Annotated in this window: 14 protein-coding genes; 7 read left to right on the top strand and 7 right to left on the bottom strand. The window is 71.2% G+C overall.

Going from position 1 to position 14,495, the window contains the following annotated elements:
* Window positions 1-151 precede the first annotated feature (151 nt).
* Window positions 152-655, bottom strand: a complete 504-nt coding sequence (locus LE181_RS13860) for a MarR family winged helix-turn-helix transcriptional regulator (protein ID WP_225661563.1) — start codon at window positions 653-655, stop codon at window positions 152-154.
* A gap of 186 nt (window positions 656-841) precedes the next feature.
* Here LE181_RS13860 and ilvA point away from each other — a divergent pair, with 186 nt between their 5' ends.
* The 3 genes from ilvA to LE181_RS13845 all read left to right on the top strand — a co-directional run bounded on the left by ilvA (window position 842) and on the right by LE181_RS13845 (window position 4,092).
* Window positions 842-2,053, top strand: a complete 1,212-nt coding sequence (gene ilvA, locus LE181_RS13855) for a threonine ammonia-lyase (protein WP_225661562.1) — start codon at window positions 842-844, stop codon at window positions 2,051-2,053.
* A 201-nt stretch (window positions 2,054-2,254) separates the two neighbouring features.
* A complete protein-coding gene (locus tag LE181_RS13850) occupies window positions 2,255-3,235 on the top strand; it encodes an ATP-binding cassette domain-containing protein (protein ID WP_225661561.1) in 981 nt (326 codons plus the stop codon).
* Entirely contained in the window at window positions 3,232-4,092 is an 861-nt protein-coding gene (locus tag LE181_RS13845) for an ABC transporter permease (protein ID WP_225661560.1), read from the top strand. The genes LE181_RS13850 and LE181_RS13845 overlap by 4 nt, the downstream gene beginning before the upstream one ends.
* Before the next feature lie 94 nt (window positions 4,093-4,186).
* Here LE181_RS13845 and greA read toward each other — a convergent pair whose 3' ends face one another.
* Both greA and LE181_RS13835 read right to left on the bottom strand, forming a co-directional pair.
* Window positions 4,187-4,684 carry a transcription elongation factor GreA gene (greA, locus tag LE181_RS13840; RefSeq protein WP_225661559.1) on the bottom strand — a complete coding sequence of 166 codons (498 nt, stop codon included), beginning with the start codon at window positions 4,682-4,684 and terminating at the stop codon, window positions 4,187-4,189.
* 257 nt (window positions 4,685-4,941) lie between these two features.
* The gene (locus tag LE181_RS13835) at window positions 4,942-5,355 is read right to left on the bottom strand and encodes a DUF4307 domain-containing protein (RefSeq protein ID WP_225661558.1); all 414 of its coding nucleotides are present in this window, start codon (window positions 5,353-5,355) and stop codon (window positions 4,942-4,944) included.
* A 103-nt stretch (window positions 5,356-5,458) separates the two neighbouring features.
* On the opposite strand from LE181_RS13835, the gene mca reads away from it, so the two are divergent.
* The 3 genes from mca (at window position 5,459) to LE181_RS13820 (ending at window position 8,730) form a co-directional block, all read left to right on the top strand.
* A complete protein-coding gene (mca, locus tag LE181_RS13830) occupies window positions 5,459-6,328 on the top strand; it encodes a mycothiol conjugate amidase Mca (RefSeq protein ID WP_225661557.1) in 870 nt (289 codons plus the stop codon).
* Window positions 6,329-6,332: 4 nt separating this feature from the next.
* Window positions 6,333-6,575 carry an RAMP4 family protein gene (locus LE181_RS13825; RefSeq protein ID WP_190112246.1) on the top strand — a complete coding sequence of 81 codons (243 nt, stop codon included), beginning with the start codon at window positions 6,333-6,335 and terminating at the stop codon, window positions 6,573-6,575.
* A gap of 127 nt (window positions 6,576-6,702) precedes the next feature.
* Window positions 6,703-8,730, top strand: coding sequence for a thioredoxin domain-containing protein (locus LE181_RS13820; RefSeq protein ID WP_225661556.1), 2,028 nt, complete (start codon window positions 6,703-6,705; stop codon window positions 8,728-8,730).
* Window positions 8,731-8,775: 45 nt separating this feature from the next.
* Here the strand turns inward: LE181_RS13820 and LE181_RS13815 are convergent, their stop codons facing one another.
* Both LE181_RS13815 and trhA read right to left on the bottom strand, forming a co-directional pair.
* Entirely contained in the window at window positions 8,776-9,408 is a 633-nt protein-coding gene (locus LE181_RS13815; RefSeq protein WP_225661555.1) for a TetR/AcrR family transcriptional regulator, read from the bottom strand.
* Between the two features lie 327 nt (window positions 9,409-9,735).
* Window positions 9,736-10,467, bottom strand: coding sequence for a PAQR family membrane homeostasis protein TrhA (gene trhA, locus LE181_RS13810; protein WP_225661554.1), 732 nt, complete (start codon window positions 10,465-10,467; stop codon window positions 9,736-9,738).
* 295 nt (window positions 10,468-10,762) lie between these two features.
* Here trhA and LE181_RS13805 point away from each other — a divergent pair, with 295 nt between their 5' ends.
* Entirely contained in the window at window positions 10,763-12,592 is a 1,830-nt protein-coding gene (locus LE181_RS13805; protein ID WP_225661553.1) for a phosphoenolpyruvate carboxykinase (GTP), read from the top strand.
* Window positions 12,593-12,805: 213 nt separating this feature from the next.
* Here LE181_RS13805 and LE181_RS13800 read toward each other — a convergent pair whose 3' ends face one another.
* Both LE181_RS13800 and LE181_RS13795 read right to left on the bottom strand, forming a co-directional pair.
* Window positions 12,806-13,201 (bottom strand): SCO4983 family protein, encoded by a 396-nt coding sequence (locus LE181_RS13800; RefSeq protein ID WP_225661552.1) that lies wholly within the window; start codon window positions 13,199-13,201, stop codon window positions 12,806-12,808.
* Window positions 13,202-13,256: 55 nt separating this feature from the next.
* Window positions 13,257-14,465 (bottom strand): pyridoxal phosphate-dependent aminotransferase, encoded by a 1,209-nt coding sequence (locus LE181_RS13795; protein WP_225661551.1) that lies wholly within the window; start codon window positions 14,463-14,465, stop codon window positions 13,257-13,259.
* Between the last annotated feature and the right edge of the window lie 30 nt (window positions 14,466-14,495).

Here is a 14,495-nt window from a genome sequence, read left to right as displayed (position 1 = left end):
GGCCCCGGACACCGCAGACCCGGACGGGCCGGGCGGGCCGACCAGGCCCGCACCGGCCCGTCGGCGCGTCCGGGAGCGGCGGGGTGCTCCCGGATGCTCAGGACGTCGGCACGTCCCGGAACGGCACGGGTGTCACCCCGTGTGCCCCCGCTCAGGACGCCGGCGGCACCTGGGCCGGCTGCGTGAAGTGGATGTCGGCCAGCGCGCCGTTGAAGCGGGTGAGCAGGGTGCAGAAGGACGTGCGCTCGTCCTCCGTCCAGCCCTCCGTGACCAGCGCCATCAGCTCGCGCCGGGAGGCGCGCACCTCCTCCAGGCGGGCCTTGCCGCGCGGCGAGAGCTGCAGGACGACGGCGCGGCCGTCCTCCGGGTGCGAGGTGCGCTTGACCAGGCCGGTGTCGACCAGCGGCGCCACCTGGCGGGTGACGGTCGAGGAGTCGATCCCCATGCCCGCGGCGAGCGCCTTGACGCCCATCGGGCCTTCCTGGTCGAGACGGTTGAGCAGCAGGTAGGCGGCGCGGTCCATGGAGTTGTGGACCCGGCCGACGCCGCCGAGCCGGGTCTGCTCGGCGCGGCGGGCGAAGACGGCCACCTGGTGCTGGAGGGCGTCGAGGACACCGGGGGCGAGGTCGGTCGTCATGTCCTGAGGGGTGGGCATGGCCTGGGGCTCACTTCGTACGGCGGGCAGGGAACGGACTGGGAACTGCTCAGAATGGGGGACAGAGTACGCGCCCCGTCGCCCGCTCGTGCCGGGGCTTCGCAAACCGGTCGGTATGCATGTATCGGGAGTAAGCGGAACCCCGTATCCGCGCAGGTGAGCGGGGGCGCGCGGGATACTGGCCCCATGGCCGCACGTCCGGTTTCCCTCGCCGATGTGCGCCGCGCGCGGCGGACGCTGGCCGGCGTGAGCGTGACGACGGCGCTGGAGAGCAGCCGCCGTCTCTCCGCGCTGGTCGGTGCCCCGGTCCGCCTCAAGTGCGAGAACCTCCAGCGGACGGGGTCCTTCAAGCTGCGGGGCGCCTACGTGCGGATCGCCGGCCTCTCGGAGCGCGAGCGGGCGGCGGGCGTCGTCGCGGCCAGCTCCGGCAACCACGCGCAGGGAGTGGCCCTGGCGGCCGCGCTGCTCGGGGTGCGGGCCACGGTGTTCATGCCGCAGGACGCGCCCCTGCCGAAGGTGGCCGCCACCCGCGGGTACGGCGCGGACGTCCGGACGTACGGGCAGGTGGTGGACGAGGCGGTGTGCGGCGCGCAGGAGTACGCGCACGAGACCGGCGCCGCCTTCGTCCACCCGTTCGACCATCGGGACGTCGTCGCCGGTCAGGGCACGGTGGGGCTGGAGATCCTGGAGCAGTGCCCCGAGGCGGCCACCGTCGTGGCGGGGCTCGGCGGGGGCGGCCTGCTGGCCGGCATCGCGGTGGCGGTGAAGGCGCTGCGGCCCGACGTGCGCGTCGTGGGCGTGCAGGCGGCCGGGGCGGCCGCCTATCCGCCGTCGCTGGCCGCCGGGCACCCGGTCCCGCTCGACCGGCCGGTGACCATGGCCGACGGCATCAGGGTGGGACGGCCGGGGGCGGTGCCGTTCCGGATCATCCGGGACCTCGTCGACGACGTCCGCACCGTCTCCGAGGACGAGCTGGCCGCCGCTCTGCTGCTGTGCCTGGAGCGGGCGAAGCTGGTGGTGGAGCCGGCCGGGGCGGCTCCGGTGGCGGCGCTGATGGCGGAGCCCGGGGCGTTCACGGGCCCGGTCGTGGCCGTCCTGTCCGGCGGCAACGTCGATCCGCTGCTGCTGCAGCGCGTGCTGCGGCACGGCATGGCCGCGGCGGGCCGGTACCTCTCGCTGCGGCTGCTGCTGACGGACCGTCCGGGTGCGCTGGCGGCACTGCTCGACGTGCTCTCCTCGGCCGGCGCCAACGTCATCGACATCAGCCACGTGCGCACCGATCCGCGGCTCGGCCTGACGGAGGCGGAGGTCGAGCTGCACCTGGAGACGGCCGGCCCCGAGCACTGCGCGGCGGTGGGCGCGGCGCTGCGCGCGGCGGGCTACGCGGTGATGTCCTGAAATCCATGGGTTTCCGGGGAATTCCGTGGGCGGTCGTACGGCCGTACCGGGCGCCGCCGCACGGATATCCGGGTTCCCTGCTTGAGGGCTGACTTCGCGGCGGGCGTGGCGGGTTTTTCCGGTGGCATTCATTCAGAGGGCGGAACGGCCCACGGGAACGTAAAATCGTCCATTACGTCACCTTTAGCGGGGAGAACCTCCATGCCAGGCGCGATATACGCCGAGGGCCTGGTCAAGACCTTCGGCGACGTCACGGCTCTGGACGGCGTTGATCTCGACGTCCCGGAAGGAACCGTTCTGGGCCTTCTCGGCCCCAACGGCGCGGGCAAGACCACCGCCGTGCGCGTGCTCACCACCCTCATCAAGCCCGACCGCGGCAAGGCCGTGGTCGCCGGTATCGACGTACTGAAGAAACCCAACGAGGTCCGCCACTCCATCGGCCTGTCCGGACAATTCGCCGCGGTCGACGAATATCTGACGGGCCGTGAGAATCTGCGGATGGTCGGCCAGCTCTACCAGATGAGCGCGCGCGACGCCAAGGCCCGGGCGGGGGAGCTGCTGGAGCGCTTCAACCTCGCCGACGCCGCCGACCGGCCGGCGAAGACGTACTCCGGCGGCATGCGCCGCCGCCTCGACCTCGCCGCCGCCCTGGTCGTCAGCCCGCCCGTGATGTTCATGGACGAGCCCACCACGGGCCTCGACCCGCGCAACCGGCAGCAGCTGTGGGAGGTCATCCAGGAACTCGTCGCCGGCGGCACGACGCTGCTGCTCACCACCCAGTACCTGGAGGAGGCCGACCACCTCGCGCACGACATCTGCGTGATCGACCACGGCAGGGTCATCGCCCGCGGCACCTCCGACCAGCTCAAGGCGCGCACGGGCGGCGAGCGCGTCGAGCTCGTCGTGCACGAGCGCGAGCACATCGCCCCCGCGCTCGACGTCATGCGCGCCTTCGGCAAGGGCGAGGCCACCGTCGAACAGCACACCCGCAAGGTCATCGTCCCGGTCTCCGGCGGCGCCAAGCTGCTCGCCGAGGTCATCCGGGAACTCGACACGCGCGGCATCGAGATCGACGACATCGGGCTGCGCCGCCCGACCCTCGACGACGTCTTCATCTCGCTCACCGGACACGTCGCCGAGGCCGCCGAGGGCAACGGCGAACAGGAAGGGGTCACGTCATGAGCGCGGCAGCCGACACCCTCTCCCGGCGGCCGGTCCCCGTGGCGCGCGGCGGAGCCGTACAGTCCGTCCGCGACTCCCTGGTCGTCGCCCGGCGCAACCTGATCCGCATGGCCCGCATACCCGAAGTCGTGATCTTCGGGCTGGTGCAGCCGATCATGTTCGTGGTGCTGTTCAGCTATGTCTTCGGCGGCTCGATCGCCGTCGGCGGCAGCACGGACCCGGACACCTACCGGCAGTTCCTGATGGCCGGCATCTTCGCCCAGACCGTCACCTTCGCCACCGCCGGCGCCGGCGCGGGCATCGCCGACGACATGCACAAGGGCCTCATCGACCGCTTCCGCTCCCTGCCCATGGCGCGCGGGGCCGTGCTCACGGGCCGCACGCTCGCGGACCTCGTGCAGACCGCGCTCACGCTCGTCGTGCTCGCGATCGTCGCGGTGATCGTCGGCTGGCGCATCCACAACAGCGTCGCCGAGGCCCTGGCGGGCTTCGCCCTGCTGCTCCTGCTCGGCTACGCCTTCTCCTGGATCGGCGCACTGATCGGCCTGACCGTGCGCACCCCGGAGGCGGCGACGTCGGGCGGGCTGATCTGGCTCTTCCCGCTCACCTTCATCTCCAACGCCTTCGTGCCCGCGGACAACATGCCCACGGTGCTGCGCACGATCGCGGAGTGGAACCCCTTCAGCGCAACGGTGCAGGCGGCGCGCGAGCTGTTCGGCAACCTGCCGCCCGGCTATCCGGTGCCGTCGGCCTGGCCGATGCAGCACCCGGTGTGGGCGTCGCTGATCTGGTCCGTAGTGATCATCGCGATCTTCCGGGGGCTGGCGGTGCGGAAGTACCGCTCGGCCACGGCATGACCCGGTCCTCGTGACGCGTCGGTCACGGCATGACGCGGGAGAGCCCCGGACCCATCGGGTCCGGGGCTCTCCGGCGAAGCGTCCGGCGCGGGGCTCAGCCCTGGTAGGGCTTGGCCTCCAGGATGCGGACCATGGCCTTCTTGCCGTTGGGCAGCTCGTACTCGGCGTCCTCGCCGATCTTCTTGCCGTTGACGCCGCTGCCCAGCGGGGACTGGGGCGAGTACGTCTCGATGTCCGAGCTGGCGTACTCGCGCGAGGCGAGCAGGAAGTCCAGCGTGTCGTCCGGGTCGCCGTCGAAGGCGATGGTGACGACCATGCCGGGGGCCACCACGCCGTCGGCCGCCGGGGCCTCGCCGACCTTGGCGGACTCCAGCAGCTGCGTGAGCTGACGGACGCGGAGCTCCTGCTTGCCCTGCTCCTCCTTGGCCGCGTGGTAACCGCCGTTCTCTCGCAGGTCACCTTCCTCGCGGGCCGCCGCGATCTTTGCGGCGATCTCGGTGCGAGCGGGACCAGACAGGTACTCCAGCTCGGTCTTGAGCTGGTTGTACGCCTCCTGAGTCAGCCAGGTGACGTTGTCGCTGGTCTGGGTCACAGGTGCTCCTCGTCGGTACTGGGGAATGCTTGGGGGTACATCGCGATAACAAATGAACGCCCTACTCAGAAGGGTGCACCTTCAAAGCGGGGCGAAACCACGAGCCTAACAATTACGTCCGTTAAGGGGGAAGAAGTAAAGGGGAGGAACCGCGCAAGAATCACGTCATTGCAGGTCAGCGCAGTGTGGTTCGAGACGTAGGGTGGCGTGCGGCGGACGCGGCCCCTCCGTCGGCGGCCGGGCCCGGTCCCCGTCCGTCAGCGGCCGGACGCGGTGCGGCAGCCTTCGAGCTCCGTGGCCGTGGCGCGTCCGATGGTGCGGAAGGTCACCCGCTCGGTGAAGTGACCCTCGCGACGGTCGAGGGTGATGTCCTTGCGGGCCACCTCGCCGCCGTCCTCGCCGAGCGAGCGCACGGTGCACACGCCGGTGGCGTCCTTGTCCTTACGGATCTCCAGCACCACCTGCACGGTGTCGTCCGAGACCGTTTGGGACCGTACGAGCTGGCCGCTCACGTCCGATTTCGTGACGTAGTGCACACCCGCCCAGCCGACGAACCCGAGCAGCGCGGCGCCCAGCACCGCGCCGACGATCTTGAGCTTGCGGTCGGCGCGTTCGTCCGCCGAGCGGCCGTAACGGCCCTCGGGCACGGCGGCATCGCGCTCCGCAGCCATGATCGTTCCTCCCGGTTCTCGTTCGGCGGACGCGGAATGAAACGGCGCCCGTTTCGGTCACTATAGGAGGCGTCTCCCGCGACAAGTGACTGAGGATCGAGCCTTGACTGAGCAGCTGCGACTGATGGCCGTTCACGCCCACCCCGACGACGAGTCGAGCAAGGGCGCGGCCACGATGGCCAAGTACGTGTCCGAGGGGGTGGACGTGCTGGTCGCCACCTGCACGGGTGGTGAGCGTGGCTCCATCCTCAACCCCAAGCTCCAGGGCGACCCCTACATCGAGGAGCACATCCACGAGGTCCGCGCCAAGGAGATGGCCGAGGCCCGCGACATCCTCGGCGTCCAGCAGGAGTGGCTCGGCTTCGTCGACTCGGGCCTGCCCGAGGGCGACCCGCTGCCGCCGCTGCCCGAGGGCTGCTTCGCCCTGCAGGACGTCGACGAGGCCGCCGGTGCGCTGGTGAAGCTGATCCGCGAGTTCCGCCCGCACGTGATCACCACGTACGACGAGAACGGCGGCTACCCGCACCCCGACCACATCATGACCCACAAGATCTCGATGGTGGCCTTCGAGGCCGCGGGCGACCACGAGCGCTACCCCGAGGCCGGTGAGCCCTGGCAGCCGCTGAAGCTCTACTACAACCAGGGCTTCAACCGCCCGCGCACCCAGGCCCTGCACGAGGCCCTGCTGGAGCGCGGCATGGAGTCCCCGTACGGCGAGTGGCTGGAGCGGTGGCACACGATGGGCCGCGAGCGGACCCTGACCACGTACGTGCCCTGCGGTGACTTCTTCGAGATCCGCGACAAGGCGCTGATCGCCCACGCCACCCAGATCGACCCCGACGGCGGCTGGTTCCGGGTGCCGCTGGACCTCCAGCGCGAGGTCTGGCCGACCGAGGAGTACGAGCTGGCGAAGTCCCTCGTCGACACTTCCCTCCCCGAGGACGACCTCTTCGCGGGCATCCGCAACAATTGACCCCATGATGAGCGCGACCACCTCCCTCGCCGCCACCCACGTGGTGACGCTCGCCAAGGACCTCGACCAGAACAAGGTCACTCCTGGCGTGCTCGGTTTCATCGTCTTCGCCGTCATCGGAGGAGCCGTCTGGCTGCTGATGAAGAGCATGAACAAGCACATGAAGCGGGTGAACTTCGAGGAGGCCCCCGAGCCGGGCGCCTCCGGCGAGGGCCCGGTCGGCAAGATCGGCAACAGCACGGTCTAGGCCGCGGCACGGTCTAGGCCACGGCGCCGTCCAGGCAACAGCACCGTCCGCGCGGTGGGCGCCGCCCGGGGACCCCCGGGCGGGTCAGGGGCCCGTCTTCCCCTTCCCTTGGGGAAGGATGGGCCCCATGCCGAACCGTCTGGCGCACGAGACGTCCCCCTACCTCCTCCAGCACGCGGACAATCCCGTCGACTGGTGGCCCTGGGCCCCAGGGGCCTTCGCCGAGGCCCGCCGGCGTGACGTGCCCGTGCTCCTGAGCGTGGGGTATTCGAGCTGTCACTGGTGCCACGTCATGGCCCACGAGTCGTTCGAGGACGAGCCGACCGCCGCCTACCTCAACGAGCACTTCGTCTCCGTCAAGGTCGACCGCGAGGAGCGGCCCGACGTCGACGCGGTGTACATGGAGGCCGTCCAGGCCGCCACGGGCCAGGGCGGCTGGCCGATGACGGTCTTCCTCACGCCCGACGCCGAGCCCTTCTACTTCGGCACGTACTTCCCGCCCGAGCCCCGGCACGGCATGCCCGGCTTCCGGCAGGTCCTGGAGGGCGTCCGGGCCGCGTGGCGCGACCGGCGGGACGAGGTGGGCCAGGTCGCCCGCCGGATCGTGCGGGACCTCTCGGAGCGGACCCTGGCCGTGGACACCACGCGCCCGCCCGCGGCCGAGGAGCTGCACTCCGCGCTGCTGGGCCTGACCCGCGACTTCGACGGCGTGCGCGGCGGCTTCGGCGGCGCGCCCAAGTTCCCGCCCTCCATGACGCTGGAGTTCCTGCTGCGCCACCACGTGCGCACGGGCTCGGAGGCGGCCCTGGAGATGGCGGCGGCCACCTGCGAGGCCATGGCCCGCGGCGGGATCTACGACCAGCTCGGCGGCGGGTTCGCCCGCTACTCGGTGGACGCCGGGTGGGTGGTGCCGCACTTCGAGAAGATGCTCTACGACAACGCCCTGCTGTGCCGGGTCTACGCCCACCTGTGGCGGGCCACCGGCTCGGAGCTCGCCCGCCGGGTGGCTCTGGAGACGGCGGACTTCATGGTCCGCGAGCTGCGCACCGCGCAGGGCGGCTTCGCCTCGGCGCTGGACGCGGACAGTGACGACGGCACAGGGCGGCATGTCGAGGGCGCGTACTACGTGTGGACGCCGCAGCAGCTGCGGGAGGTCCTGGGCGAGGCGGACGCGACGGTCGCGGCGGTGCACTTCGGGGTGACCGAGGAGGGCACGTTCGAGGAGGGCGCCTCCGTCCTGCAGCTGCCCGACACCGACCGGCTCTGGGACGCCGGGAAGATCGAGTCGGTGCGCGCCCGGCTGCTGGCGGCGCGCGAGCAGCGGGCGCGCCCCGGCCGTGACGACAAGGTCGTCGCCGCCTGGAACGGGCTGGCCATCGCGGCGCTCGCCGAGACCGGCGCCTACTTCGACCGCCCCGACCTCGTCCAGGCCGCCACGGACGCCGCCGACCTGCTCGTACGGACCCACATGGACTGGCACGCGCGGCTCTACCGCACCTCGCTCGACGGCGTCGCCGGCGACCACGCGGGCGTCCTGGAGGACTACGCGGACGTCGCCGAGGGCTTCCTCGCGCTGTCCGCGGTCAGCGGCGAGGGCGTGTGGGTGGACTTCGCGGGCCTGCTCCTGGACACCGTGCTGGTCCACTTCACGGACGTCGACGGAGCGCTCTTCGACACCGCCGACGACGCCGAGATCCTCATCCGCCGTCCCCAGGACCCCACCGACACCGCCACGCCCTCGGGCTGGACCGCGGCGGCCGGCGCCCTGCTGACGTACGCCGCCTACACGGGCAGTGCCGCGCACCGGGAGGCGGCCGGGAAGGCGCTGGGCGTCGTGCGGACGCTCGGGCCGAAGGCGCCCCGCTTCATCAGCTGGGGGCTGGCGGTGGCGGAGGCCCTGCTCGACGGGCCGCGCGAGGTCGCGGTCGTCGGCCCGGCCGACCACCCGGTCACCGGTCAGCTGCACCAGACCGCCTTGCTGTCCACGGCTCCCGGGCTGGTCGTCGCGGTCGGCGAACCGGACTCCGAGGAGGTGCCGCTGCTGCGCGGCCGCGGTCTGGTCGACGGCCGGCCGGCCGCCTACGTGTGCCGGAACTTCACCTGCACGGCGCCGGTCGACGACCCGCGGACCCTGGCCGCCCGGCTCGCGGACTGAGGCGGGGGCGGGCGGCGGGGCGCTCCGTGCCCTCCCTGCGGGTGCTCAGAGGCTGAGGCCGCGGGTCAGGACGCTCAGGGTGCGGTCGAGGAGGGCCGGCAGTTCCTCTCCCTGGCCCTGGTCGACCCAGACCATCAGCGCCTCCAGCATGGCCGCGAGGACGGCGGCGACCGCCACCCGCAGTTCCAGGTCGTCCGGCGAGCGGCCGGTGCGCTCGGCGAGGACGGTGCACAGCGAGCGGGTGGACTGGGCCATGCCTTCCGCCGAGCGGCCGCGCAGCGCGGGCACGTCGTGGACGAGGCGGGCGCGCTGGCGGAGTTCGGCGTCGTCGGTGCGCAGGATCTGGTGCATGGCGTCCCGGAGGCCGTGCCGGATGGCCTCCGGCACCGGCTCGTCGGCGGGGCGGGCGCGGATCGCCGCCTCCATCGCGGGGTCGTACTCGTCGGTGAGCACGATGTCCTCTTTGGTGGGGAAGTAGCGGAAGACGGTGCTGGGCGAGACGTCCGCGGCCTCGGCGATCCGGTCGACGGACGTGGCGTCGTAGCCGTGCTCCGCGAAGAGGCGGTAGGCGGCGCTGCGGATCGCCCGACGGGTCTGGATCTTCTTCCGCTCGCGCAGGCCGAGGCGGGGCCCGGGCTGCGCGGCGGGGGAGGTCTGTGCGGGGGCCATGCACAGCATTCTCGGTCATCGGCCCGCGCCTATGGCCGCCCGGGGATCTTGATGGGCCACTGATTGTCAGTGGGGTGTGTGACGCTGTGTGCGGGGCAGGGACCGGTCAGTGAACGATCGGAGGTAGTCATGATTGCCGCACTCAACGTCCTCGCCGTCCTGGTGGCGGGGCTGTGCGTCGGTGGGTACGTCCTGGCGGGGGAGCTCGCCGTGCTCACGGTGGTGCTGGCGGGCGTGGGCTCGCTGGCGTGGCGGGTGGCCGCGGCCTCGCGGCCGCGGCCGGGGAGAGCGCGGCGTGCGCCGGGCGCTCTCCTCTTCCCGGGCGTACGTCGCTTCTCAGGCGTGCGAATAGGCCACGAGCGAGATGCCCACGTAGTGGGTGATGAACGCGGCCAGCGTGAGGGAGTGGAACACCTCGTGGAAACCGAACCACCGAGGTGAGGGGTTGGGGCGCTTGATCCCGTAGATCACGCCGCCCGCGGAGTAGAGGAGGCCGCCGACGATCACCAGGACGAGGACGGCGATGCCGCCCTTCTGCAGGAAGTCCGGGAGGAAGAAGACGGCGGCCCAGCCCATGGCGATGTAACAGGGGGTGTAGAGCCAGCGCGGTGCGCCGACCCAGAAGACGCGGAAGACGATCCCGGCGAGGGCCGCCGCCCAGACCGCCCACAGCAGCACCTGCCCCCTGCTGCCGGGCACGAGCAGCATGGTCAGCGGGGTGTAGGTGCCCGCGATGATCAGGAAGATGTTCGCGTGGTCGAGTCGGCGCAGTACGGCGTTGGCGCGCGGGCTCCAATTGCCGCGGTGGTACAGCGCACTGACGCCGAAGAGCAGGCAGGCGCTGAGCACGTAGATCGCGCAGGCGACTCTGCCGCGGGTGCTGTCGGCCAGGGCCGTGAGGAAGATTCCGGAGATGAGCACCGCCGGGAACATGCCGGCGTGCAGCCAGCCGCGCAGCCGCGGCTTGATGAACCCCGGGTCCTCGGTGACGGGGGCGTCGGGGAGTGCGGCGGTCGCGGCCGGGGAGGCGGAGGGCGCGATTCGCGCTGCGTCGGGCGCGGAAGTCATGGCGGCCATGCTACCTACGCCACCGTAGGTTACGGGCCGGTATCGCGTGGCGATGGTCACGGGGGTGCCCCCTGGACAGATCGGATGATGAGTCGGATGATCAAATGAGTGCGGGCGGCACCGGATGAGCGGTCACGAAGCGTCTGGGTCGCAGCCCCCAAGGGGCATACATGTGCAGAGGCGGACCAAGCCGGGCATACCTATGGGCATTCCCCCGGGCATCCCCGGAGGACTGGTCCGTTCCACCCTCAACAGCTGACGCCGGGACCGAGGGTCCCGGCGGGACGGAGCGATCGTGGCGCGCAGCAGTGCGGCTCCCACCACCCCCACCAACCACCAGGAGCTGATCTCCTGGGTCGACGAGATTGCCGCCCTCACCCAGCCGGACCAGGTGGTCTGGTGCGACGGCTCCGAGGCCGAGTACGAGCGCCTGTGCGAGGAGCTCGTCGCCAAGGGGACCTTCCGCAAGCTCGACCCGGTCAAGCGCCCCAACTCCTACTACGCCGCCTCCGACCCCACCGACGTGGCACGCGTCGAGGACCGCACGTTCATCTGCTCCGCCAAGGAGGAGGACGCCGGCCCGACCAACCACTGGAAGGACCCCGCGGAGATGCGCGAGGTCTTCGCCGGCAAGGACGGCGACGGTGGCATCTTCCGTGGCTCCATGCGCGGCCGCACCATGTACGTCGTGCCCTTCTGCATGGGCCCGCTCGGTTCCTCGCTGTCCGCGATCGGCGTCGAGATCACCGACTCCGCCTACGTCGCCGTCTCCATGCGCACCATGACCCGCATGGGGCAGCCCGTCCTCGACGAGCTCGGCACCGACGGCTTCTTCGTCAAGGCCGTCCACACCCTCGGCGCCCCGCTCGCCGAGGGCGAGGCCGACGTCCCGTGGCCGTGCAACTCCACCAAGTACATCTCGCACTTCCCCGAGGACCGCGAGATCTGGTCCTACGGCTCCGGCTACGGCGGCAACGCCCTGCTGGGCAAGAAGTGCTACGCCCTGCGCATCGCCTCCGTGATGGCCCGCGACGAGGGCTGGCTCGCCGAGCACATGCTCATCCTCAAGCTCACCCCGCCGCAGGGCGAGGCGAAGTACGTGGCCGCCGCCTTCCCCTCCGCCTGCGGCAAGACCAACCTCGCCATGCTGGAGCCCACGATCTCCGGCTGGACCGTGGAGACCATCGGCGACGACATCGCCTGGATGCGCTTCGGCGAGGACGGCCGCCTCTACGCGATCAACCCCGAGGCCGGCTTCTTCGGCGTCGCCCCCGGCACCGGCGAGCACACCAACGCCAACGCCATGAAGACCCTGTGGGGCAACGCGGTCTTCACCAACGTCGCGCTGACGGACGACAACGACGTGTGGTGGGAGGGGATGACGGAGCAGTCCCCCGAGCACCTCACGGACTGGAAGGGCAACGACTGGACCCCCGCGTCCGGCACCCCGGCCGCCCACCCCAACGCCCGCTTCACCGTGCCCGCCTCGCAGTGCCCGATCGTCGCCCCCGAGTGGGAGGACCCCAAGGGCGTGCCGATCTCGGCCATCCTCTTCGGCGGCCGCCGCGCCTCGGCCGTTCCGCTGGTCACCGAGTCCTTCACCTGGCAGCACGGCGTCTTCCTCGGCGCGAACGTCGCCTCCGAGAAGACCGCCGCCGCCGAGGGCAAGGTCGGCGAGCTGCGCCGCGACCCGTTCGCCATGCTGCCGTTCTGCGGCTACAACATGGGCGACTACATGGCGCACTGGATCAAGGTGGGCGCCGACAAGGACCAGGCGAAGCTCCCGAAGATCTACTACGTGAACTGGTTCCGCAAGAACGACGCGGGCAAGTTCGTGTGGCCCGGCTTCGGCGAGAACAGCCGCGTCCTGAAGTGGATCGTGGAGCGCCTGGAGGGCAAGGCCGAGGGCGTCGAGACGCCGATCGGCATCCTGCCGACCCGCGCCGCCCTCGACACCGAGGGGCTCGACCTGCCCGAGGAGGACCTGGACTTCCTTCTCAAGGTCGACACCGAGGTGTGGCGCGAGGAGGCGGCGCTGGTGCCCGAGCACCTCAACACCTTCGGTGACCACACGCCGAAGGAGCTGTGGGACGAGTACCGCGCGCTGGTCCAGCGTCTGGGCTGACGTCCCGGAGCGTCCCGCTGCCGCACGCCGGCGCCCCCGCCCGCCCGGGCCGGGGCGCCGGCGCGCGTCCGCCGGGGGTCAGAAGATCCGTACGATTTCCACCCGCGCGCTGCCGCCCCTCGATCTGCCCCGGCGGGTGGAAGCCGTGCCACTCGTACGGGACGGGGGCGTGGAGCGTGCAGTCCGAGCGCTCCGCCGCGGGGGTCCGCCCCGTCAGGCCGTACCGGCGATGCCGAGCGCTGCCGCGTGGGCGTGCAGGCGTTCCTCGGCCAGGGCCGCGCCGGCCGTGTCGCCCCGCTGCGTCGCCACGACCAGGGCCTGGCCCGCCAGGGTGTGGGCGCGCTGGTGCAGGGCCGCGACGTGGCCGGGGCCGGCGGTCCGTGCGGTCGGGACCGCCCGCAGCGGCGTGCCGCCGTGCAGCCGCTCCACCCACCCGGCGAGCCGCGCCGCCGCCTCGTCCAGCGCGGCCGACGGCGTCAGTGCGCGCAGCTCGTCGGTGACGGTCAGCAACGCCGTGAAGTGCCCGGCGAGCCGGATCTCCAGCTCCTCCTGGCGCGAGCGGTGAGGGCCGTGTGCGTGGACCGACTTCGTGCGGATCGGTTCGTACATGGATGGCCTCCTGAGTTACCTCTGAAGGCCATCCTAACTTAGACAACGTCTAAAGTTATTGGCCGTAGCCGTCCAGGAAGTTCCCGATCCGGGTCACGGCCTCCGCGAGGTCCTTGGCATTCGGCAGTGTGACCAGACGGAAGTGGTCCGGCTCCGGCCAGTTGAAGCCCGTGCCGTGCACGACCATGATTTTTTCGGCTCGGAGCAGGTCCAGCACCATCTGCCGGTCGTCCTTGATCTTGTAGACCTTCGGGTCCAGCCGCGGGAACGCGTACAGCGCGCCCTTGGGCTTCACGCACGTCACGCCCGGGATCTGCGTCAGCAGCTCGTGCGCCACGTCGCGCTGCTCCAGCAGCCGGCCGCCGGGCAGCACCAGGTCGTTGATCGTCTGCCGGCCGCCGAGGGCCGTGGCCACCGCGTACTGGGCGGGCATGTTGGCGCACAGCCGCATGTTGGCCAGGATCGTCAGGCCCTCGATGTAGCTGTCGGCGTGCGCCTTCGGGCCGCAGACCGCCATCCAGCCGCTGCGGTAGCCGGCGACGCGGTACGCCTTGGACAGGCCGTTGAAGGTCAGCGTCAGCAGGTCGGGGGCGATGGCGGCGGTCGGGGTGTGCGTCACGCCGTCGTAGAGGATCTTGTCGTAGATCTCGTCGGAGCAGACGATCAGGTTGTGGCGGCGGGCGATCTCCGTGAGGCCGCGCAACATCTCGTCGTCGTAGACCGCACCCGTGGGGTTGTTCGGGTTGATGATGACGATGGCCTTGGTGCGGTCGGTGACCTTGCGCTCGATGTCGGCCAGGTCCGGCATCCAGTCCGACTGCTCGTCGCAGCGGTAGTGCACGGCCGTGCCGCCCGCGAGCGAGACGGACGCCGTCCACAGCGGGTAGTCCGGCGCCGGGACGAGGACCTCGTCGCCGTCGTCGAGCAGCGCCTGCATCGACATCTGGATCAGCTCGGAGACGCCGTTGCCGAGGTAGACGTCCTCGACGGAGAGCTCGATGCCCCGGGTCTCGTAGTGCTGCACCACCGCGCGCCGGGCCGACAGCAGCCCCTTGGCGTCGCCGTAGCCGTGCGCGTCGCCGACGTTGCGCAGCATGTCCTCAAGGATCTCCGGCGGGCACTCGAACCCGAAGATCGCGGGGTTGCCGGTGTTCAGCTTGAGGATGCGGTGACCTGCTGCCTCAAGTCGCATGGCCTCCTCAAGCACCGGGCCACGGATTTCGTAGCAGACGTTGGCGAGTTTCGTTGACTGGATCACCTGCATGACGGCCACCATACGGGGACGCCCACGGGC

It is taken from the genome of Streptomyces sichuanensis (assembly GCF_020328095.1).
GTDB lineage: Bacteria > Actinomycetota > Actinomycetes > Streptomycetales > Streptomycetaceae > Streptomyces > Streptomyces cinnamoneus.
Note: the sequence above shows the minus strand (reverse complement) of the source record. Positions and strands in the feature narration are given on the sequence as shown.

Bases quoted from the DNA above. Each gene is read 5' to 3' on its own strand.
- LE181_RS13835 (WP_225661558.1), bottom strand. From the start codon at position 5,355: ATGGCTGCGGAGCGCGATGCCGCCGTGCCCGAGGGCCGTTACGGCCGC.
- LE181_RS13800 (WP_225661552.1), bottom strand. From the start codon at position 13,201: ATGTACGAACCGATCCGCACGAAGTCGGTCCACGCACACGGCCCTCAC.
- LE181_RS13815 (WP_225661555.1), bottom strand. From the start codon at position 9,408: ATGCTGTGCATGGCCCCCGCACAGACCTCCCCCGCCGCGCAGCCCGGG.
- LE181_RS13850 (WP_225661561.1), top strand. From the start codon at position 2,255: ATGCCAGGCGCGATATACGCCGAGGGCCTGGTCAAGACCTTCGGCGAC.
- LE181_RS13820 (WP_225661556.1), top strand. From the start codon at position 6,703: ATGCCGAACCGTCTGGCGCACGAGACGTCCCCCTACCTCCTCCAGCAC.
- ilvA (WP_225661562.1), top strand. From the start codon at position 842: ATGGCCGCACGTCCGGTTTCCCTCGCCGATGTGCGCCGCGCGCGGCGG.
- LE181_RS13845 (WP_225661560.1), top strand. From the start codon at position 3,232: ATGAGCGCGGCAGCCGACACCCTCTCCCGGCGGCCGGTCCCCGTGGCG.
- LE181_RS13860 (WP_225661563.1), bottom strand. From the start codon at position 655: ATGCCCACCCCTCAGGACATGACGACCGACCTCGCCCCCGGTGTCCTC.
- LE181_RS13825 (WP_190112246.1), top strand. From the start codon at position 6,333: ATGATGAGCGCGACCACCTCCCTCGCCGCCACCCACGTGGTGACGCTC.
- trhA (WP_225661554.1), bottom strand. From the start codon at position 10,467: ATGACTTCCGCGCCCGACGCAGCGCGAATCGCGCCCTCCGCCTCCCCG.
- LE181_RS13795 (WP_225661551.1), bottom strand. From the start codon at position 14,465: ATGCAGGTGATCCAGTCAACGAAACTCGCCAACGTCTGCTACGAAATC.